21 protein-coding genes, 3 tRNA genes and 1 pseudogene are annotated in these 20,531 nt (G+C 50.3%); 8 read left to right on the top strand and 17 right to left on the bottom strand.

Annotated features, from left to right (window positions below; all coding sequences use genetic code 11):
* Nucleotides 1-30: 30 nt before the first annotated feature.
* The 9 genes from rpoB to ABXT40_RS03280 form a co-directional block, all read right to left on the bottom strand.
* Nucleotides 31-4,209 carry a DNA-directed RNA polymerase subunit beta gene (gene rpoB, locus ABXT40_RS03320; protein ID WP_443646419.1) on the bottom strand — a complete coding sequence of 1,393 codons (4,179 nt, stop codon included), beginning with the start codon at nt 4,207-4,209 and terminating at the stop codon, nt 31-33.
* Nucleotides 4,210-4,389: 180 nt separating this feature from the next.
* A complete protein-coding gene (gene rplL / locus ABXT40_RS03315; RefSeq protein ID WP_443646418.1) occupies nt 4,390-4,767 on the bottom strand; it encodes a 50S ribosomal protein L7/L12 in 378 nt (125 codons plus the stop codon).
* Nucleotides 4,768-4,806: 39 nt separating this feature from the next.
* Entirely contained in the window at nt 4,807-5,328 is a 522-nt protein-coding gene (rplJ, locus tag ABXT40_RS03310; RefSeq protein WP_443646417.1) for a 50S ribosomal protein L10, read from the bottom strand.
* Nucleotides 5,329-5,602: 274 nt separating this feature from the next.
* A complete protein-coding gene (rplA, locus tag ABXT40_RS03305) occupies nt 5,603-6,295 on the bottom strand; it encodes a 50S ribosomal protein L1 (RefSeq protein WP_443646416.1) in 693 nt (230 codons plus the stop codon).
* 4 nt (nt 6,296-6,299) lie between these two features.
* Complete coding sequence (gene rplK / locus ABXT40_RS03300) at nt 6,300-6,731, bottom strand: 50S ribosomal protein L11 (protein WP_443646415.1); 432 nt, start codon at nt 6,729-6,731, stop codon at nt 6,300-6,302.
* 86 nt (nt 6,732-6,817) lie between these two features.
* Nucleotides 6,818-7,348, bottom strand: coding sequence for a transcription termination/antitermination protein NusG (nusG, locus tag ABXT40_RS03295; RefSeq protein WP_443646414.1), 531 nt, complete (start codon nt 7,346-7,348; stop codon nt 6,818-6,820).
* 57 nt (nt 7,349-7,405) lie between these two features.
* Nucleotides 7,406-7,603 (bottom strand): preprotein translocase subunit SecE, encoded by a 198-nt coding sequence (gene secE, locus ABXT40_RS03290; RefSeq protein ID WP_443646413.1) that lies wholly within the window; start codon nt 7,601-7,603, stop codon nt 7,406-7,408.
* A gap of 188 nt (nt 7,604-7,791) precedes the next feature.
* The gene (locus ABXT40_RS03285; RefSeq protein ID WP_443646412.1) at nt 7,792-8,982 is read right to left on the bottom strand and encodes an MFS transporter; all 1,191 of its coding nucleotides are present in this window, start codon (nt 8,980-8,982) and stop codon (nt 7,792-7,794) included.
* A gap of 86 nt (nt 8,983-9,068) precedes the next feature.
* The gene (locus ABXT40_RS03280) at nt 9,069-9,713 is read right to left on the bottom strand and encodes a glutathione S-transferase family protein (protein ID WP_443646411.1); all 645 of its coding nucleotides are present in this window, start codon (nt 9,711-9,713) and stop codon (nt 9,069-9,071) included.
* A 327-nt stretch (nt 9,714-10,040) separates the two neighbouring features.
* On the opposite strand from ABXT40_RS03280, the gene ABXT40_RS03275 reads away from it, so the two are divergent.
* A complete protein-coding gene (locus ABXT40_RS03275; RefSeq protein ID WP_443646410.1) occupies nt 10,041-10,889 on the top strand; it encodes an NAD(P)-dependent oxidoreductase in 849 nt (282 codons plus the stop codon).
* 11 nt (nt 10,890-10,900) lie between these two features.
* Here the strand turns inward: ABXT40_RS03275 and ABXT40_RS03270 are convergent, their stop codons facing one another.
* The 4 genes from ABXT40_RS03270 to ABXT40_RS03255 all read right to left on the bottom strand — a co-directional run bounded on the left by ABXT40_RS03270 (nt 10,901) and on the right by ABXT40_RS03255 (nt 13,347).
* Complete coding sequence (locus ABXT40_RS03270) at nt 10,901-11,698, bottom strand: hypothetical protein (RefSeq protein WP_443646409.1); 798 nt, start codon at nt 11,696-11,698, stop codon at nt 10,901-10,903.
* 127 nt (nt 11,699-11,825) lie between these two features.
* Nucleotides 11,826-11,901 (bottom strand) — tRNA-Trp (locus ABXT40_RS03265).
* A 37-nt stretch (nt 11,902-11,938) separates the two neighbouring features.
* A complete protein-coding gene (gene tuf / locus ABXT40_RS03260) occupies nt 11,939-13,129 on the bottom strand; it encodes an elongation factor Tu (protein ID WP_443646408.1) in 1,191 nt (396 codons plus the stop codon).
* 133 nt (nt 13,130-13,262) lie between these two features.
* Nucleotides 13,263-13,347 (bottom strand) — tRNA-Tyr (locus ABXT40_RS03255).
* Nucleotides 13,348-13,444: 97 nt separating this feature from the next.
* Here ABXT40_RS03255 and ABXT40_RS03250 point away from each other — a divergent pair.
* Complete coding sequence (locus tag ABXT40_RS03250) at nt 13,445-14,410, top strand: TrmH family RNA methyltransferase (protein ID WP_443646407.1); 966 nt, start codon at nt 13,445-13,447, stop codon at nt 14,408-14,410.
* A gap of 76 nt (nt 14,411-14,486) precedes the next feature.
* Here the strand turns inward: ABXT40_RS03250 and ABXT40_RS03245 are convergent, their stop codons facing one another.
* Nucleotides 14,487-14,675 carry a hypothetical protein gene (locus ABXT40_RS03245; protein WP_443646406.1) on the bottom strand — a complete coding sequence of 63 codons (189 nt, stop codon included), beginning with the start codon at nt 14,673-14,675 and terminating at the stop codon, nt 14,487-14,489.
* On the opposite strand from ABXT40_RS03245, the gene ABXT40_RS03240 reads away from it, so the two are divergent.
* Both ABXT40_RS03240 and ABXT40_RS03235 read left to right on the top strand, forming a co-directional pair.
* Entirely contained in the window at nt 14,675-14,986 is a 312-nt protein-coding gene (locus ABXT40_RS03240; RefSeq protein ID WP_443646405.1) for a hypothetical protein, read from the top strand. The two genes, ABXT40_RS03245 and ABXT40_RS03240, sit on opposite strands and share 1 nt — an antisense overlap.
* 102 nt (nt 14,987-15,088) lie before the next feature.
* Nucleotides 15,089-15,164 (top strand) — tRNA-Thr (locus ABXT40_RS03235).
* Between the two features lie 55 nt (nt 15,165-15,219).
* Here ABXT40_RS03235 and ABXT40_RS03230 read toward each other — a convergent pair.
* Nucleotides 15,220-15,606: a hypothetical protein gene (locus ABXT40_RS03230; protein WP_443646404.1), complete on the bottom strand. Its 387-nt coding sequence runs from the start codon at nt 15,604-15,606 to the stop codon at nt 15,220-15,222.
* Nucleotides 15,607-15,797: 191 nt separating this feature from the next.
* A complete protein-coding gene (locus ABXT40_RS03225; RefSeq protein ID WP_443646403.1) occupies nt 15,798-17,159 on the bottom strand; it encodes a hypothetical protein in 1,362 nt (453 codons plus the stop codon).
* Between the two features lie 131 nt (nt 17,160-17,290).
* On the opposite strand from ABXT40_RS03225, the gene ABXT40_RS03220 reads away from it, so the two are divergent.
* Both ABXT40_RS03220 and ABXT40_RS03215 read left to right on the top strand, forming a co-directional pair.
* A complete protein-coding gene (locus ABXT40_RS03220; protein ID WP_443646402.1) occupies nt 17,291-17,710 on the top strand; it encodes an amidohydrolase family protein in 420 nt (139 codons plus the stop codon).
* Between the two features lie 130 nt (nt 17,711-17,840).
* Entirely contained in the window at nt 17,841-18,647 is an 807-nt protein-coding gene (locus ABXT40_RS03215) for an FkbM family methyltransferase (protein ID WP_443646401.1), read from the top strand.
* A gap of 68 nt (nt 18,648-18,715) precedes the next feature.
* On the opposite strand, the gene ABXT40_RS03210 is transcribed toward ABXT40_RS03215, so the two are convergent.
* Nucleotides 18,716-19,462: an SDR family NAD(P)-dependent oxidoreductase gene (locus ABXT40_RS03210; protein ID WP_443646400.1), complete on the bottom strand. Its 747-nt coding sequence runs from the start codon at nt 19,460-19,462 to the stop codon at nt 18,716-18,718.
* A gap of 179 nt (nt 19,463-19,641) precedes the next feature.
* Here ABXT40_RS03210 and ABXT40_RS03205 point away from each other — a divergent pair, with 179 nt between their 5' ends.
* Both ABXT40_RS03205 and ABXT40_RS03200 read left to right on the top strand, forming a co-directional pair.
* Entirely contained in the window at nt 19,642-20,049 is a 408-nt protein-coding gene (locus ABXT40_RS03205) for a VOC family protein (protein WP_443646399.1), read from the top strand.
* Nucleotides 20,050-20,067: 18 nt separating this feature from the next.
* Nucleotides 20,068-20,531 (top strand): annotated as a pseudogene (locus tag ABXT40_RS03200) (MaoC family dehydratase); the annotation flags it as partial.

The raw sequence follows: 20,531 nt of genomic DNA, 5'->3' as shown, positions 1-20,531 counted from the left end.
CCCTGATAACAAGGCTGGTCAGATGCCGGTTTAATATTCAGCCTCATGGAGATCCACATTCAAGCCAAGCGAGCGAAGCTCTTTGACAAGAACATTAAAGGATTCCGGAATGCCGGACTCAAAATCATCATCGCCGCGAACGATCGCTTCATAAACCTTGGTTCGGCCTGAAACATCATCCGATTTGACAGTAAGCATTTCCTGCAAGGTGTAGGCGGCGCCATAGGCTTCAAGCGCCCAGACTTCCATCTCACCAAAGCGCTGGCCACCGAATTGCGCTTTACCACCAAGCGGCTGCTGGGTAACAAGCGAGTAAGGACCAATCGAACGCGCATGGATCTTGTCATCGACAAGGTGATGCAGCTTTAACATATAGATGTAGCCAACGGTCACTTGCCGGTCAAAGACCTCACCTGTACGGCCATCGGTCAACCATTCCTGTCCGGTATGGCTAAGATTTGCCATGCCAAGAAGCGAAATGACATCGGCTTCACGCGCACCGTCAAACACTGGCGTACCCATTGGAACGCCGCGTGCCAAAATACCTGCCTGTTCGATGATTTGATCATCATCCATGACAGCCAATTCAGCATCATATTGTTCTTTGCTGTAGATATCGGCCAGCATTTTGCGGATTGGCTTGGTGTCGAGACTGGCGCGTGCCGCTTCGGCGGCAGCACCAACCTGTTTGCCAAGGCCGCGCGCGGCCCAGCCAAGATGCGTTTCCAGAATCTGTCCGACATTCATTCGTGATGGCACGCCAAGCGGGTTCAACACGATATCAACCGGTGTTCCGTCATCCAGATATGGCATATCTTCCATTGGCACGATCCGTGAAATCACACCCTTGTTACCATGACGGCCAGCCATTTTATCACCTGGCTGAAGCTTGCGCTTAATCGCCACAAAGACTTTGACCATCTTCATAACGCCGGGCAGCAATTCATCACCGCCCTGCAGCTTGTCTACCTTATCGGTAAAGCGCGCCTGCAACGCCGCAACGGCTGTTTCAAAGTTGGCAATCTGTGCTTCGACCAGCTTTTGAACCGCATCATCCTTGACCGCGATCTGCTGCCATTGTGATTTTGGTAATTCGTCAAGAATCTCCTGGCTTAGCTTGGTACCAGCTTTCATGCCTTTTGGTCCGCTTGCAAGGGTTTGCCCTTCGAAAAGCTCACTCATCCGGCCTTGGAAACCACGCTCTAGAATTGCCCGCTCGTCATCACGGTCTTTTCCAAGGCGGTCAATTTCAGCGCGGTCAATGGCCAAGGCGCGTTCGTCTTTTTCCACGCCGCGGCGCGAGAAGACCCGAACCTCAACAATGGTACCCGACCCGCCCGGTGGCAGTTTAAGTGATGTGTCACGGACGTCAGATGCTTTTTCACCAAAGATGGCACGAAGCAGCTTTTCTTCCGGTGTCATTGGTGACTCGCCCTTTGGCGTGACTTTACCAACAAGAATATCACCTGGTCCAACTTCTGCGCCGACATAAACAATGCCGGCCTCATCCAGATTTTTCAGGGCTTCTTCACCAACATTCGGAATATCGCGGGTGATTTCTTCCTGACCAAGCTTGGTATCACGCGCCATGACCTCATATTCCTCAATGTGGATCGAAGTAAAGACGTCATCACGAACGATACGCTCAGAAATCAGGATTGAGTCCTCAAAATTGTAACCATTCCATGGCATGAAGGCCACAAGCACGTTACGACCAAGCGCCAATTCACCATCTTCGGTTGATGGGCCATCAGCAATGATATCACCGCGGCGAACCGTATCACCCACTTTGACAAGCGGACGCTGGTTTACCGTTGTGTTCTGGTTTGAACGCTGGAATTTCAGCAGGCTGTAGATATCGACAGGCGAGACATTGCCTTCGGTATCTTCACTGGCACGAACCACGACGCGCGTTGCGTCAACCTGATCAATCACACCGGCGCGGCGGGCCACGATTGTCACGCCTGAATCACGGGCAACCCGCGCTTCCATGCCAGTACCAACGATTGGTGCCTCGGCGCGCAAAAGTGGAACTGCCTGACGCTGCATGTTCGATCCCATCAGGGCGCGGTTCGCATCGTCATTCTCAAGGAACGGGATCAAGGCGGCGGCAACTGAAACCAACTGTTTCGGCGACACATCCATCAATTCAATATCGGTTGGACGGGCAAGCCCAATGTCGCCTGACCGGCGAACGGGGATCAATTCACCAACAAATTTATTGTCACCATCCAATTCGGCATTTGCCTGCGCGATTGTATAGCGGCCTTCTTCCATTGCCGAAATATAACGCACTTCGGCGGTAACCTTACCCTCAACAACCTTGCGATAAGGTGTTTCGATAAAGCCATAGCGGTTGATCTTGGCAAAAGTAGCCAATGAGTTGATCAAACCAATATTCGGGCCTTCAGGTGTTTCAATTGGGCAGATACGGCCATAATGGGTTGGATGCACATCGCGCACCTCAAAGCCCGCACGTTCACGGGTCAAACCACCCGGCCCAAGAGCCGAAACACGACGCTTGTGGGTGATTTCAGACAAAGGATTGGTCTGATCCATAAATTGCGACAATTGTGATGAGCCGAAAAATTCACGAACCGCAGCGGCGGCCGGCTTGGCATTAATCAGATCGGCAGGCATAACCGTATCGATCTCGACCGAGCCCATCCGTTCGCGAATTGCCCGCTCCATACGAAGCAAGCCGATGCGATACTGGTTTTCCATCAATTCACCGACCGAGCGCACGCGGCGGTTGCCAAGATGGTCGATATCGTCAATGTCGCCCTGACCGTCTTTCAAGCTGACAAGGACTTTCAGAATGGCCATCACATCCTGCTTACGCAGAACACGAAGATTGTCGTCGGTTTCCATTTCAAGGCGTGAATTCATCTTCACGCGGCCAACCGATGACAAATCATAACGGTCGGAATTGAAGAACAGGCTCTGGAACAGGCCGTGTGAGCTTTCCAATGTTGGCGGCTCACCCGGACGCATGACACGGTAAATATCGACCAGCGCTTCTTCACGACAGGTATTGCGGTCGGCGGCAAGCGTATTGCGAAGATGCGGGCCGTAATTCACATTGTCGATGAATAGGATGCTGATTTCTTTGGTACCATTCGCCTCAAACTTGGCCAACAGATCTTCGGTAATCTCGTCACCAGCTTCGGCAAAGACTTCGCCGGTGGTCATGTTAACAACATCTTCAGCGGCAAACCGGCCAAGAAGATCAGAATCGCCAACAAGAACCGCCTTCACACCGGCTTCAGCCAGCTTGTTCAGCGAGCGCGGGGTCATTTTCGTGCCAGCACTGGCGATGACCTTTTTGGTTTTGGCATCAACCAAATCACGGATTAGCTTGCTGCCTTTAAGTGACTCAACATCAAAATCATAGGCCCAGCCGTCACCCTGACGACGATAGGTTACTGATTTGTAGAAATGGCCGAGAATTTCTTCACGGCTCATGCCAACAATCTTGCTTGGATCAACGGTATCGCCGCTTTCCGCACAGCCATCAAGATAGACAAGCGATTTATCATCGGGGAGTGCCATCATGAAGGTTGTTGCCGGCAGCTTGCGCTTGCGGTCAATCCTTACATTCAAAATGTCTTTGGCATCAAATTCAAAATCCAGCCAAGACCCGCGATAAGGGATAACGCGCGCGGCAAATAGCAATTTACCAGATGCATGAGTTTTGCCACGGTCATGGTCGAAAAACACGCCCGGAGAACGGTGCATCTGCGATACGATAACACGCTCGGTGCCATTAACGATAAAGGTACCGTTCGATGTCATCAAAGGCATATCGCCCATATAGACATCCTGTTCCTTGATATCGCGGATCGAGCGTGAACCCGTGTCTTCGTTTTCTTCCCAGACAACAAGCCGAAGCGTTACGCGCAGCGGCGACGCATAGGTCAAACCGCGCTGCTGGCATTCTTCAACATCATATTTTGGGGTCTCAAGGTCATAAGAGACAAATTCAAGAATTGACCGTCCGGCAAAATCCTCGATCGGAAAGACCGATTTGAACGTTTCCTGCAAACCAAGCCCATCACGCTCGTGCGAGGCCACATCCATCTGCAAGAAGGTATCGTAGCTGGAACGCTGAACATCAATAAGATTGGGCATTGGGGTCACTTCTTCAAGTTGACCGAAAGTGCGACGTACCCGTTTGCGGCTGTCCAGAGTGCTTACATGCGATGCCATCAGTGATCCCTCGTCAAAATTCCAGCTGCCAGTGACCAAATTTGATAGCCATCCGCGCTTTTTAAATGGGTTTCGGACCGGTTATAAAACCGCCAATTATTAAACGAACTTGCACCGGACAGCCGAAACCACCCGGTGCAAAATATTTTAGACAGCTAAGAAATCAGCTGTGCTGCCAAGTTATTTAACTTCGACAGTTGCGCCAGCTTCTTCAAGCTTTGCTTTGATCTGCTCGGCTTCGTCCTTAGACACGCCTTCTTTGACAGCCTTTGGTGCGTCTTCAACCAGATCTTTAGCTTCTTTCAAGCCAAGACCGGTGACGGTGCGGACTTCTTTAATGACGTTGATCTTTGAAGCCCCTGCGGCCGCCAAGATTACATCAAATTCAGTCTTTTCTTCTGCTGCGCCACCGGCGTCACCACCAGCAGGCATTGCAACAGCCATAGGAGCAGCAGCGGCAGAAACGCCCCACTTCTCTTCTAGCATGGTTGCTAATTCAGCAGCTTCAAGAACTGTCAGGTTAGAAAGGTCTTCTGCGATTTTTGCGATATCAGCCATGATATACTCCATAAAGGCTTGAACTTCTGATTGAGGGCATTATGCCCCTTGCTGCAATTGGTCTTCACGTGCCTTGATCACACGGGCAACTTTGCCGGCCGGAGCCTGCGTAACCCGAGCAATTTTGACTGCCGGAGCTTGGATAAGCCCGACAAGCTTGCCACGCAATTCGTCAAGAGAAGGCATTGTGGCCAGTGCTTCAACGCCAGCTTTGTCGAGAGTTTTCCCGTCCATGCTGCCGCCAACAATGGTCAGCTTTTTGTTTCCCTTGGCATAATCGACGAGGATTTTGGCAGCTGAAACTGGGTCTTGCGACATACCAACGGCTGTTGGTCCAGTGAACAGGCTGTCAAGATCTTCGAAGCGCGTACCTTTAAGCGCTAGCTTGGCAATCCGATTTTTGGTTACCTTGAAGCCAGCTTCGGCGTCCCGCATTTTTTTGCGCAGGTCACCGCTTTCCGCAACGGTCATACCAGCCTGATGCGCCACAACAATTGTTGATGACTCATTGAAGGCTGATTGCAGCGTTTCGATCAGTTCGGCTTTTTCTGTTCTATTCACCGATCGTCTCCGCTCTCGTTTGGGCAGTGTGGGCCAACCACGACCTGCCTTGTTGCAAAATGGACTAACGATTATCGCCAGTCCGCTGGCCTGCCCATAAGAAGTTCAAGCGGTATAATCCACTCTTGCTCCCCGTCTATTACGGGTGATTAAGTCCTGCCGATGGCAGCACCCCCGTAGTCTTGGACAGGTGCGGGGCATTTGCGATTCTTGCATTTGCCCCTAATTTTCAGCCACACCGAATGGCAGCGGCTGAAAAATCTGTGTTTCGGCCTTATTGTGCGGCCGCATCCTCAACGAACACACCAGCGCTCATTGTTGATGAGATAGTAATCTTTTTTACATACTGGCCTTTGGCACCTGATGGGCGCGCTTTGCGAACCGCGTCGATAAAGGCTGTTGCATTCTCAACGATTTTGGCTTCGTCAAAGCTTGCCTTGCCAATACCAGCATGAACAACACCTGCCTTTTCAGCGCGATACTGAACTTCACCAGCTTTGGCAGCATTCACCGCCGCAGTCACATCGGCAGTTACTGTTCCCAATTTCGGGTTTGGCATCAAACCGCGTGGGCCAAGCACCTTACCAAGACGACCAACAACACCCATCATATCAGGGGTTGCAATCACCCGGTCAAAGCCTGACTCGCCATTCTGGATGGCTTCGGCCAGATCTTCAGCACCAACGAGGTCAGCACCCGCTGCTTTGGCTTCATCAGCCTTGGCATCTTTGGCAAATACGGCAACGCGCATGGTCTTGCCGGTGCCGTTTGGCATGGCAACAACACCGCGAACCATCTGATCTGCGTGGCGCGGGTCAACGCCAAGATTCATCGCAATTTCGATGGTCTCATCAAATTTTGCTTTTGCATTGCCTTTTACCAGAGACACCGCTTCGGCAAGTCCATAGGCTTTGTTCCGGTCGATTGCTGCATAGGCTGCTTTTAAATTTTTGCTATTTCTTGCCATGTTCTTAGCCCTCCACGACTTCGAGGCCCATGGCACGGGCAGATCCCAAAACCATTTGCATTGCGCCTTCGACGTCAACTGCATTCATATCGCCCATCTTCTGATCGGCAATTTCGCGCACCTGCGCCATTGTGACTTTACCAGCGACCGAACGGCCTGGCTCTTTTGATCCGCTTTTCAGACCAGCCGCTTTTTTCAAGAAATAGCTAACTGGTGCAGTTTTTGTGACAAAAGAAAACGACTTGTCCTGAAACACGGTGATGACCACCGGTACTGGCATGTTCTTTTCCAGTGAATTTGTTGCCGCGTTAAACGCCTTACAAAATTCCATGATGTTGACACCACGCTGGCCCAATGCCGGTCCAACTGGAGGCGACGGGTTGGCCGCGCCTGCCGGAATATTTAGCTTGATGTAACCTTGGATCTTCTTTGCCATCTTAATGCTTCCCTGACATCGATACCGCCTGCCACCTGCAGGCGTTTTGTTCATTTACCGCCCAAAAGGTACGGCATGTTAAAACTTTATATTTTTTCGACCTGACTATATTCCAGCTCAACCGGCGTTGACCGACCAAAGATCGACACTGCCACCTTCAACCGCGCCTTATCATCATCGGCTTCTTCAACAAAGCCGTTGAATGACGCAAATGGCCCATCAGCCACCCGCACCTGCTCGCCGATATCAAAGGTAATTGTCGTGCGCGGACGCTCGACCCCCTCGCTAACCTGACGGATCAGACGCTCAGCCTCTTTGTCGGTGATAGGAATTGGACGGCCTTTTCCACCAAGGAAACCGGTTACGCGCGGCTGGCTTGTAACCATTTGCCACGCTTCGTCACTTAATTCCAATTTCACCAGAATGTAACCCGGGAAAAATTTACGCTCGCCTTCAACGCGGACACCGCGCTTGACCTCAACCACATTCTCGGTCGGAACCATGACGTCTTCTACCTGACCTTCTAGTCCATGCGTGACGGCTTGCTCACGGATAGACTGTGCGACCTTTTTCTCAGATCCTGAGAAGACATGAAGGACATACCAACGCTTGGCCATTACCATTCTTTCCCGATGCGATTCGCCGGAACGAAACAACAAAAAGCCACTTCGTTCTTAACCACCAAGGCCAAGAACAAATTGGACACCATTCGACAAAACCCAATCAACCAACAGAAAAAACAATGCGGCGATGGTTGTCATTATAAACACAGTCAATGTAGCAGTGCCGGTTTCACGCCTAGACGCCCAAGAAATCCGGTTGATTTCCTGACGGACCTGTCTAACAAATTGTGCGGGCGACACTTTAGCCATCGATATCTGCCAATTCAAGTTCTAATTAACCACGACATAACAAACAGCACCCTACGTTTTCCGTGGGTTTTCGATCAGGCTAACGGCCAGCATCTTTAAAATCGATACTAGCAATTTCTACCGTGAAAGGCTGGACGCACATCCTTGGATGAGGGCTTCTATCAAAACCATCGCACGAAGGCAACCATTTATCGTGAATTTGGCGCCAGAAAAGATGACAAGGCAGCACATAGCGCCATGATGAGCAAACCGGTTGCCGTTACGCTAAAATGATCGGCACCGCCAAGCGCAATGATTGCGCTTCCCGCAACCCCGCCAAACAGCATCTGCATTGCGCCCAAAAGACCAGTACCCGCACCGCTATTGCGGCCGGCGGCGCGCATGCTGCAAATCATTGCATTCGCAATGACAAGCCCGTTGCAGACACCAAAACAGAAACATAAAAACGACAGCCATAAAGGCGTCAACAAGCCGGTCAAACCCCCAGCCAGCATCAGCATTGGCACCAGCGCCGTTAGCAGGCTGCCAAGATAGGCCATGTGGACAACGCCAACTCGCCCAACCAGCAAACCATTGATAAAATTACCGAGAATATAGCCAACCGAGGTCATGGCAAAGAACAGCCCATATTCCAGCGGGCCGATCCCCATCCGGTCAAATTCATAGGGCATTGCCCCGCCCATCGCGAAAAACATACCCACCGCAAGACCGCTTGTTAGACCATGAAGCATGACACCCGGTGTTTTAAGCAAAGCCAGATAAGCGGCAATCAATGATGCCGATCGAAACAGCACCGGATCACCGCGCCGCGATTCGTCAATAAAAAGATAAGACATGACCGCAATCAACAGTGCGCCCATCACCATGATGCCAATACTACCCCGCCAGCCAATAAATTCGGCAATCACCCCGCCAAAGGCAAATCCAAGCGCTGGCACAATGGCCTGCGCGCTGCTGACAATTGATAATTTGCGCGCCGCCTCACTGTCCTGATAGACATCATTCACGATCACCCGCCCCATCGTCATGCAGGCCGCAGCACCCGCGCCTTGCAAAATCCGAAAGCCGATCAACATATCAATTGTTGTCGATAATAGCGCGCCAATGCCGCCAATGATGAAAATCACCGAACCGCCAAGCAAAACCTTTTTGCGGCCAAACCGGTCAGACAGTGACCCGCTGATTAATTGGCTGATCGCAACCGACAGCATAAAAGCACTTAGCACAAGCTGTGCCCGATCGGCCGAGGCTGAAAAATCATCACGCAAAATGGTGATAACGGGTGACAAAATGGCCAGACCAAGATTAGCGCTCGATGCCGCAAGAGTCAGCACCCCAATGGGCGGCACCTTTACGGGCAACATAGCCGGTGATGACATCGATACTCCGGGATAGTCTCAAAAGGTCAGGCCAATAACAGCCAGCATAAAACGGATCAATCAGAACGGCCAATCAAAGCAACAAATCAAACCCGCAATTCATCATAGGACACCATCACATGCAACCGGTAAGCCGGCCGCTGGCATAGCAGTTCGTAATAGCGCCGCACATGCGGCAAATCACGCCGCACGACATCAATATCGTAATAGCGATATAAACAATAGCCCAAGGCGATATCAGCAAGCGTGAAATCATCACCGGCAAGATAGGTGCTTTTGGCAAGCTTGGCATCGGCTATCGCCAGGATGTCTTCAACCGTCACCAACGCCGCGGCAACAGCGGCATGGTCAATTTCATCAACCGGCGTGCGAACCAATTTCCAAAATAGATTCATAATGAAAATATGACCGAAATTCCATTTTGCCCATTCGGCCCATTTATCAATCTGCGCCCGCGCGGCCGCATCTTTTGGCCAAAAAACATCGTCACCATATAGGTTGGCAAGATAGCGCAATATCGAAGCCGATTCAAAAATCGGCTGGCCATCACCATCAATCAAGACCGGCACACGGCCATTAGGATTCATTGCCTTGAACGCATCTGTATCAACCACACCGTAAACAAAGCCGGCATCAACTCGCTGATAAGTAAGATTTAGCTCATCAAGCGTCCAGAGAACCAGTTGAACATTGACCGAGGATTTACGCCCCCAGACGCGGATGTCACCCATGAAACTATCCCTACGGCTTGATGAAATTATACGGCAAGCGTGGTTTTGAAGACCGGCTGTCAAATCCGCAAACAACGGTTTTCCATATTGGTGACAAGCATCATGAAGGTCAAGCCACAGCAGCCCCAAAGAACAAAAGCCCCAAATATATGGCCCGCAATATTTGAATTTTCCCCGATTACCGTAATGGCTCAATCCGCCACTATCAGCCAAAGCTGCAAAACAGCATTTACCAGCGCTATCAAAATGGGCTAGCGTTTTGGCATCGAATATCTCTCATTAAAAATCATCTGCCACCATGACCATCGGCAAAGGGAACTATTTCACATGAAATCAATTGGGTTTGTTGGGTTGGGCGCAATGGGGTCTGTTATGGCGCCTTTGCCCGTTGAAGCAGGTTTCACCGTCACCGGATTTGATCCGGTGGCACGCCTTGATGCATCATGCGGCGTTGTCATGGCTGCAAATTTGCATGATCTTGCCAGTTGCGACGCCATCGTTTTGATGCTTCCCGATGGCACCGTGGTCACCAAGGTTGCGACCAGCCTTGTCCAAGTCGGTTTTGCCGGTCTGTTAATTGATATGTCATCCAGCCAACCCGACGGCACAATCGCGCTTGGCAAACAGCTTGGCGAAAGCGGTATTCGCCTGATTGACGCGCCGGTTTCAGGTGGACGCAAAAAAGCCGCGCTTGGCACATTGATGGTGATGACCGGCGGTAGCGCGGACGATCTGAAAGCTGCTGGCACACTATTGGCCTGTTTTGGTACGGTTGCCCATGTCGGGCCACTGGCCGCAGGCCATGCAATGAAGGCGCTAAATAATTATGTTTCAGCAGCCGGCTTGCTGGCCAGCATGCAGGCCTTGGCAACGGCGGAGTCATTCGGCATCGCGCCTGAAACCTTTACCAAGGTCATTAACGGATCGACCGGCCGCAACAACACGACCGAGGTCAAGTTGGAACCTTTCATCATTTCACGCCACTATGATTCAGGCTTTTTCCTGCGTTTGATGGCAAAAGATGTCGGTATTGCCAGCGACTTGATCAAAAATGCCGGATTTGACGCGCCCATCACCACGGCCTTGAATGAATATCTGGAAAGCGCGGTTGATCATCTTGGGGCGGATGCCGACCATACCGGCCTTTACGAAATGGTCAACCCAGCAAAACCATAAACGCATAACATCTAGCGATAGCCAGCACCCATTGCCTGCAAGGCCTTTTCGCCGTAATCCATCAATTCATATTTCAGCGATATCGCCGCCATTTTTGCCGCGGCCGCATCGGGGGTTTTCGGCAAGGGTGGATTCGGCGAAAAGAAACCATAGGCAAAGCGTGGGGCAACATTCGTTGGCGTGCCAATCATCACAAGCAATTTGTCGATATGCTTGTTCAATTCGGTATCAATATGCTGAACGTCATGCGCTAGGCTTTGTACTGGCGCGCTTGCTGATCCTCGCATCTTGGCAAGCTCGGCGCGCAATTCATCAAGATAGCGCGGCACATCATGGCGCGAAAACGCCATGCCGGTTCGACGCTCAACAAGTTCCATCGCGGCAAATTCGACACGAAGCTTTCGCACAAAATAATAGTCGCGGCTTTGCCGTGCCTTGACCCGATTTGCCACCACGCCAAACCCATTTGACGCTGATCGCGAATGATCGTCGCCTCCTGACTGATTGCCGATGGCGGCGCTACCTTCCCCCGCCCCAGCACTTGAACCGGCACTTGAAGAGCCACCTGAATTGGTCGAAGCGTCATTACCACTGCCGCCGCTTGGCGCATCATCGTCACCCGCGCTTACCGATGCTGGTTCGGCATCACTGCTAAACCCCGGATATTGTGCAAAGGCAAGATCAGGCCGGCCGAACAGAACCGCCATGACAACCAACATAGACAGGCCGCCATAATGCCGCGGCCATGACAATGACAATGACCGGCAAGAACCGGCAGCCGCTTGATCAATCACCATGGGTGCGCGCATCGATTGAGTTTCCTTTTGTTGCCAGCCAGATATTTAGCTAGCCATCAAACTAATTAACGTCGCATATGGCGCGGTATTTAGAAAAAGAAAAACCCTTCCGACCGGAACGGCCGAAAGGGTTTTTATTTGGCAGGAGTGGAGGGGCTCGAACCCCCAGCCCCCGGTTTTGGAGACCGGTGCTCTACCAATTGAGCTACACTCCTAAATGACCGGCAATCCAAGGATTGCCGGTCATCATTATTATTTAATAACCGTTGCGACGACGCCGGCACCAACGGTGCGGCCACCTTCGCGGATCGCAAAGCGAAGACCTTCATCCATCGCGATTGGCGCAATCAATGTCACAGTCATGGCAATGTTATCACCAGGCATAACCATCTCGGTACCTTCCGGCAATTCCACAGATCCGGTCACATCAGTTGTGCGGAAATAGAATTGTGGACGATAGTTCGAGAAAAACGGTGTATGACGACCGCCCTCATCCTTGGTCAGAACATAGGCCTCACATTTGAATTCAGTATGTGGCGCAATTGAACCCGGCTTACACAGTACCTGACCACGCTCAACATCTTCACGCTTGGTACCACGAAGAAGCACACCAACATTATCGCCAGCTTCGCCCTGATCCAAAAGCTTGCGGAACATCTCAACACCAGTACAGGTTGTCTTGACGGTGTCCTTCAGACCAACAATCTCGATCTCTTCACCAACATTCACAATGCCGCGCTCAATACGACCAGTCACAACCGTACCACGACCCGAAATTGAAAACACATCCTCAATCGGCATCAAGAATGGCTGATCCTTCGGACGCTCTGGCTGCGGAATGTAACTATCAACAGCTTCCATCAATGCCTTGATCGCCTCACGACCAATGGTCTCATTGCTATCTTCCAATGCTGCCAAGGCTGAACCACGAACGATCGGAATATCATCGCCAGGGAAATCATATGATGACAACAGCTCGCGAATTTCCATCTCAACAAGCTCAAGCAACTCTTCATCGTCAACCTGATCAACCTTGTTCATGAATACGCACAATGCCGGAACACCAACCTGACGCGCCAACAAGATATGCTCCCGGGTCTGCGGCATTGGCCCATCAGCTGCTGATACAACCAAAATCGCACCATCCATCTGCGCCGCACCAGTGATCATGTTCTTCACATAATCGGCGTGACCCGGACAATCCACATGCGCATAGTGACGGTTTGCTGTCTCATACTCAACATGCGCTGTTGAAATTGTGATACCGCGGGCGCGCTCTTCAGGCGCCTTGTCAATCTGGTCATAAGCTGAATATTCAGCGCCGCCAGACTCAGCCAGAATCTTTGTGATCGCTGCGGTCAGTGAAGTCTTGCCATGATCAACATGGCCAATTGTGCCAATGTTGCAATGCGGCTTGGAACGGTCAAACTTTTCCTTGGACATCTTGCTTTCGCCCTTTTTTTCGATTTAAAGGCCAACGTCACGCGACGTCATTGCGGCCCGTTTGATTTCAACCCGAAACGATGGCGGCTTGCCAACGTTACCCAGCGCAAATACGCTTTCCTCTTTTTGGCAATGGTGGTGGGGGTAGGATTCGAACCTACGTACGCTACGCGGGCAGATTTACAGTCTGCTGCCTTTAACCACTCGGCCACCCCACCGGTTTGCCATTTTCATCGAACACTCTTTCCTTGCAAAGCTACGACGATCCTGCGAGATAAAAAGGCACAGCTAATTTGTCAACAAAGAAGTCGTCTTATGACCCCAAAAAGCGCGAAAAAACAACATTCGGCGAAAAACCCGCACCGAAATCGGCAAAAGCCAATTCCCAATCGTGCTGACGTTAACGCTGGCGGCGGACGCCATAATGCCAATAAGCGACCCTCGCATCACGGGCAAGACGGCACCCCAACTGGCAAGACCGCCCCAAAACCCCCACAAAATGGCTATTTCATCTGGGGACGCCATGCGGTTTTTGCCGCGCTTGCGAATCCGGATCGCCGGGTTCAACAGCTTTATGTCGCCGCCGACAGCGCCGACGCGCTGGAAACCGAAATTGGCCATCTTGACCAGCAGCGTCAAAATGATACCCCCACGCCGCAAATGATTGAACGCGCGCGGCTCGATGGCATTGGCGGGGCTGGAGAAAAGGCTGTTCATCAAGGCATGGCCGCCGCGGTCTGGCCGCTTGACCCCCCACATCTTGACGATTTTCTGGCGGGGCTTGTCGTCAGTCAAGACATGGCAGCAAACCCAGACAGCGTGTCACCAGTGCGGCTATTGCTTCTTGATCAGCTATCCGACCCGCGCAATGTCGGGGCGATAATGCGCTCGGCACGCGCCTTTGGTGTTGCCGGCTTGATCACCACATTTCGCAATGCCGCCGAAGAAAATGGCGTGCTGGCCCGCACAGCATCAGGAGCGCTTGATCATGTGCCGTTGATCCGCGTGGTGAATCTGGCGCGTGCCATTGAACAATTGCAGAATAACGGGTTTTTGGTTGCTGGCCTTGCCGGCGAAGGTGATGTCGAGGTTGGCGCACTCGCCGCCCATCAACAGCTTGCCATCATGCTTGGCGCTGAGGGCAGCGGTTTGCGCCGCCTGAGCCGCGATCATTGCGACATGCTTGTCCGAATCAATATCAATGATGATGCTGAAAGCCTGAATGTGTCGAATGCGGCCGCTATCGCGCTTTACGCCGCCAGCCTGTACAGAGCCGATTAACCGCCAGAACGCATGAACGCCCGATATTGGCAACCCTTTGCCAAAATCTGTTGAATTCAGCACGAGGTTGGCCAGTTCAAGAGAGGTGGCCGCAAACTACCCCGCGAACTAGCCCACGAACTAGCCCAGCGCAATTTTCAGGCGATCGGCACCCTATGATGGCCGTGATCAGCGTGTTTTCGGCAAAAGATAATTTTAACGCCGCGCGAATGATCGCCAGAACAGCTTGTCCCGCTTCGGCATTTGCCGCTGCAGCTTTTGCCATTGGCGCTGGCCTATGAACAGCGTTGCATCTTTCGCAAACATGCAACCGACAGTCTTGACGCCGAAAATATCCCATGGGATCTCGCTTTTGTTACGGCAGGCTGTGTTGATTGTATCCCCTATATCAGCGCTGGCCTTGCAATTGTCGCCGTTTTAAAGGGAACCGAGCCGGAAGATTGGCAAGAAATCCCCGCCAGTGCAGGCCTTCCCAAATTATCCGAATTCATGATTTATCTTTATATCACTGACGGGCCAGCAAGCCTTTTGGCACATCACCTTGCTAGTATCGTCCGTGATGCCTTTTTGCATTAGGCCAATTACCAGTCATGAAATGGAATAGATTTTGCCAAAAGACATTTTTTTCACCTGACATCTATTGACCACGCAGAAATCTCTGTTAAAAAGCCGGTAATAGCTGGCGTGGCTCAATTGGTAGAGCACCCGATTTGTAATCGGGCGGTTGGGAGTTCAAGTCTCTCCGCCAGCACCATCCTCCCCATTGCATCATGTGTTAACATATTGAATTTGAAGCGTTGCTGTTCGGTTCACTTGTTCTTAAAATAATCCCGGTTTAGTGGCTTGGCTGCTATTACCGTTAAAAGCCAAACAATTGTGAATAATGCTAAAATTCCATATTCCCAGTCAGACACTTCAATTTTGTACAGAATTATCCCGCCTGATATAACAAGGTAGAACAGAAATTGACTGAGAAAGTGGATTGGTAAATATTCCTGATTTTTCCCAAGAAGGTGAAGCACTCCATAATGAGCAAAGGTCAGAAGGATGGCTATTCTGAGGCTTTGCAGTCGGTGTAAAGGTATTTCATCAACTCCAGCGATTACCCACGGGAAATGTATGGTGACCCCAATAAATTCTGCGACTGACACCGCTAATGTCCAAAGTACAAAAAAAGCGATAACACCATTTGCCACTAGTCTGAGCATTTACAGCTTAACCTCATCGTTTTAAAAATATCAGCCTAATTAGCCGCCACAATCCTCTAAACAGGATTGCCCTTAGGAATGGGTTTTGCAATAGCCGTTGAATAAAAAAACGCAGCTTTGGCATTAAGCGCATTGCGAACATTACTAGTGCAACAGCAAATATGGATATGATGATTATCTTAATCATTTAAGGTGTTTCTATCTTCCCACTGACTGTATTCAGGTGGCCCATGAATTTGTTCTTCAAATGATAGTTCGTCCCAATCTTTGCCGTCAAATGAAGACGGAAGCATCGCACCTATCTCTTCTTTGACTTTAATGTCCTTTTTAAAGTGACCATAAAATGCTCTTCGCATGTCTTCTTCTAGTTCCCCCAACTCCCCATGCCCGTAATGCATGATGAAACTGTCATGCACTGGCAAAACTGGGGCATAATCAGATTTCACAAATTTTAGCATGATGTCTTCAGCCATAACACTGTCGACAAATTGCAAGTGATTCCCATGTCCTTGAAAAAACATGTCAGCTATTGGCTTGTGAGCATCGAGGATGGATTGTCTCAGATGCTTCCAATCAAAATCAACCTCACTCAAATCGATATCTTTTGGCTCTTTAATCAGCGGCGTTGATGATTGTATCATTGCATTGAAAGCCTCTTTAACGAGGTCACGATGCTCACCATCAAATACCCTGCTGTAAGCATCCTCACTGCCAATTGCTTTGCCTCGAAGAAAGTAGACCATGTGCGGGTTCAACTGGGAGTAGTCATATTCATTTGTTCTTTTACCATCGATTGTGATGTATTTCCGGTACTCGCTGGGAACATTCTCCCACCACCCTCTGTAAAAGCGTCCACCGTGGTCAAATCTTCCGTTAGAAAAAATTCTAACAAGTGAACATCTGGTTAAATCGATTGGCCGTTTCTTGGGGTCAGTCATTATTCTTTGTTGAAGAGGTATCCAATCCTCATCTCTAATTCGGATATCGGGGTAGTGGCTCGCTAGACAGCGATTGATTAACATTAAGTTGTCACGCATTTCGGTGACAGCAGGTGTTTCCAGATATGGAACTTGCTTTTTCTTTCCATCAATTTCATCACGCATAATGATGCACTGCGCATCCAAGTTGGGCTTTATGGCCACAAATGGGTCTTCTTTTATTTCAGATAACAGGGACAGCAAATCATCGGTGGCGATAAATCGAGTGATGCTTCCCTCAAGTGTTTCACGATTAAAGTAACCACGTTGTGTTTCTTCAATGAGGCCAAGGGCAATCAACCCGTTGTAAGCAGCAATAGTTTGTTTGAATGTGAGGTTTGGGTCTCTGTATTGCGGATACTCTGAGTACCATCCTGAACGCTTGTTTATGCTGCCCTCATAACCATCGTGGATTTGGGTACCTTTCCACAGCTGGATAACTAAATATTGTATCCCGTGAAGAAAATGATGTTGGTCTGTTGTTTTTCCTCGGCGGTCACGACCTTCCGCTGATGTGATTTCAGCTGCAAGTCGATTAACAAGGTCTAACAAAAACTCGTTCACTCTTACCATCCTGCCACTGTAAATTATTAATCGTTACTCAACCATTATGCACAAGTGTGAACCGTTTACAGAAGATTAGTAAACATACCCCCCTTTAACCCATTACTTTGTAAGGGGTTAAAGGGGGGTATTTGGCGGCCACGAATCGGCCCCTTCTTAATGTGCATGTGCACTCCCCACAATCTTTCCTCTGCAGCCTTTCACCTGCCGCATCGGCACAACAGCGCGGCATTCGTTCCACAATCCATAATGATGCCTCGGTCACCCCAACAAGGCCGCTTCATCTGGCGCATTGCGCTGTTGAAAGACGAACTTATGGCAGAAGGATATTGGGCGAAGCCCAAAAAATCAGTAGACTATCCGCTTTCCGTGCCATGACCATTGATGCAGCATGGCAAGTATTTAAAGACAGCAAACGAGGCTCAATCGAAAATGGTAAATTAGCAGATTTGGTAATTTTATCAGAAAACCCACTAGAAACATCAAAGTCACTAAATGACATTCGCGTTATGCAAACAATCCGCCGTGGCACAATTGCCTATCATTTGTAGGGCTGGTTCACGCGCCGCGCCCATTTCGCGGGTAGGCTTTGCAGCATCATAATCTTCTTGGATCAAGCAGATGATCAGGTTAGGTTTACTGGCTTTTTAAGATCGTCATTTTCAGCAAGGTTACGAATCATTGCAACAATTTGGAACTTTCGCGCCGACAGGTGTTAGCCGCCTTATCCTTGGGCTGGCAAAAATGGGGCTTGGACGCGGCCGGTTAAAGTTGCTGTTCTCGCAGCTTTGGAACCGGATCAATGGCGACAAGCCTGTTGACCTGATTTACCAGAATTTGAAATTGCGGCTTCAACCGCGCCAAAACACCATCGAATCTAAAATCATGTTTAGTGCAAAACAGCGCGAAGCCACCGAATTAGCGCTGATCAAGCGTCATTTGACCGATGGCGGCGTTTTTGTCGATATTGGATCCAATATTGGATATTACGCGTTGAATGTTGCGCTGATGGGCGCTGGAAAGGTCATCGCAATTGAGCCAAACCCGCCCGTTCTGGCGCGGCTGCGCGACAATATGGCGCTCAATGATTTGCAATCAAAAATTACCGTTCATGATGTTGCCATTGGGGCCACAAAAGGCATCGCGCATCTCACCATTTCAGATAATGATTTTGGCAGCAGCTCAATCGTCAATCAGCGCGTTGGCAAAACGCATATTGATGTTGAGGTTTTACCGCTTGTTGAAATCTTGAAAATCAATGACATTGCCCGCGCCGATGTGATCAAGATCGACATTGAAGGTATGGAAGATCGCGCGCTTTTTCCCTTTTTTGAAAATATTGCCAAAACGCAATATCCGAAATTAATTGTGATGGAAGATGGCATTAACGAACAATGGGAACGCGATATTCTAAGCTGGCTATTGGCCAATGGCTATCATGCTGCGGCGCGCACCCGTGGCAATGTCATGCTTGAACGCAATGGCTAGCCACATAATTTAAACCAAATTTAAGCCAAACTCCCACTCCGATCAGACGCGCCACTTAAAGACGCCACTCAATCACGCAGGGCGGGCAGGCCAACACCGGTTGAGTCAAAGCCGCCATCAACCGCCAATGTCTGGCCCGTAATATAGCTGGCCTTTTCCGAACCAAGAAACACAATCGCCTCGGCAATTTCGGTCTCACTGCCATAGCGGTTCAGCGGGATCGCATCATGATAAGCACCAATAATCGCCTGACTATGAACCGCAATTGCCAATTTCGTACGCACCGGACCGGGTGCCACGCAATTCACCCGAATGCCAAATTCACCCATTTCGGCGGCAAATTGCTGGGTTAGATGGATCACACCCGCCTTTGACGTGCCATAGGCAACGCGCAATGTTGATGCGCGCAATCCGGAAATCGAAGCAATATTGACAATGCTGCCACGGCTTTGCTTCAGCGCGGCAAGAACCGCCCGCGAACATAGATAAACACCGTCAAGATTGGTTGCCATAACAGTGCGCCAACGCGCAAAGCTGGTATCTTCAATCGGGCAGAAATCAGCAACACCCGCATTATTGACAAGACAATCAATCCGCCCTGAACCCGCCAGAACCGCAGCAACCATTTCGTCAACAGCTGCCGGGTCAGACACATCACAAACAAAGGCCGTGCCGCCAGCAAGTGACGCCGCCGCCGCATCAAGCGCGTCTTCATCGCGATCAACCATCGCCACCTGATAGCCCTGATCGACAAAAAGCCGGGCCGTGGCAAGTCCAATGCCGCGGGCTGCACCTGTTACAATTGCCATTTTCATCAGCTCTATCTCCATAGGTTATATTGGCCCGTTGGCGATCTCCGAAAAGATTAGTTTTACCAAAGGCCAATGGCGGCGAATTATCGGTAAAAATATCAGCCAATTCACTGTCTCTGATTGACGCCAGCTTGACAAGCTGGATTGATAGAGAACCGGCAAATCGCAGAAACGAGGATAAAATGAAGTTAAAGCTGCATCATATAAATCTATCAACCAATAATGTTGCTGGTATGGATCATTTCTACCGCGATGTTTTGGGGCTAAAAACCGAAACCGAAGGATTGCCGGTTCTCGAAAAGAAAAAGGGCTATGATGGCGATGTTGCCTTTGTTTCAGATGGCCATATCCAAACCCATCTAGCGCAAAAGGATTTGCAAGTTGGATTTCGCACCGGCCATATCGTCAACCCGCTTGACCGTGGTCACATTGCCTATCGCACCGATGATTTAGCCGCTTTCAAAGCGCATCTTGAGGAAAAGGGCATTGCCTATTCTGATTGGGGCGAAACAGCGGTTGCGGGCTGGCAACAGATCTTCTTTTATGACCCTGATGGTAACATTATCGAAGTGCATGAAATCACGCGCTAAAGGCACAATGCTGCACCGCTGAAAGGACATGATCATGCCCCGCCTTCACGCCCCGAAACAAGATGGTTTGACGATTTTGCCATTGGCGAAACTTTCTATATCCCATCACGAACAATGACGGATGCGCTGTTTGCGGCATTCCAATTGGCATCGGGCGACAATGACCCAATCCATTATGATGTCGAATTCTGCAAGGAGCGTGGCCATCCAGCACTGTTGGCGCATGGCCTGCAGGTTTTTATCCAGACTGCCGCCGGTGCTGACAATTTCCCCAGCAAACAGCCGATAGCCTTGTTGCGCTTTTATCTTTTTCCGGCGAAATGCATCACCCGCTTTATGCTGTTGATACCGCCTATCCGGGGCTGGAAATCGTCAAATTAACGCCGCAGCGCACCACCGGCATTATCGAAATACGGGCAATTGTTTTGAACCAGCATGCCCAGCTTATCATGGAAGGAACGCATCGCTATCTGGTAAAAAAA

The sequence above is a fragment of the Candidatus Ponderosibacter sp. Uisw_141_02 genome (assembly GCF_048087665.1).
In the GTDB taxonomy this organism is placed as follows: domain Bacteria; phylum Pseudomonadota; class Alphaproteobacteria; order Puniceispirillales; family Puniceispirillaceae; genus UBA3439.
This window is presented reverse-complemented; position numbering and strand designations above follow the sequence as displayed.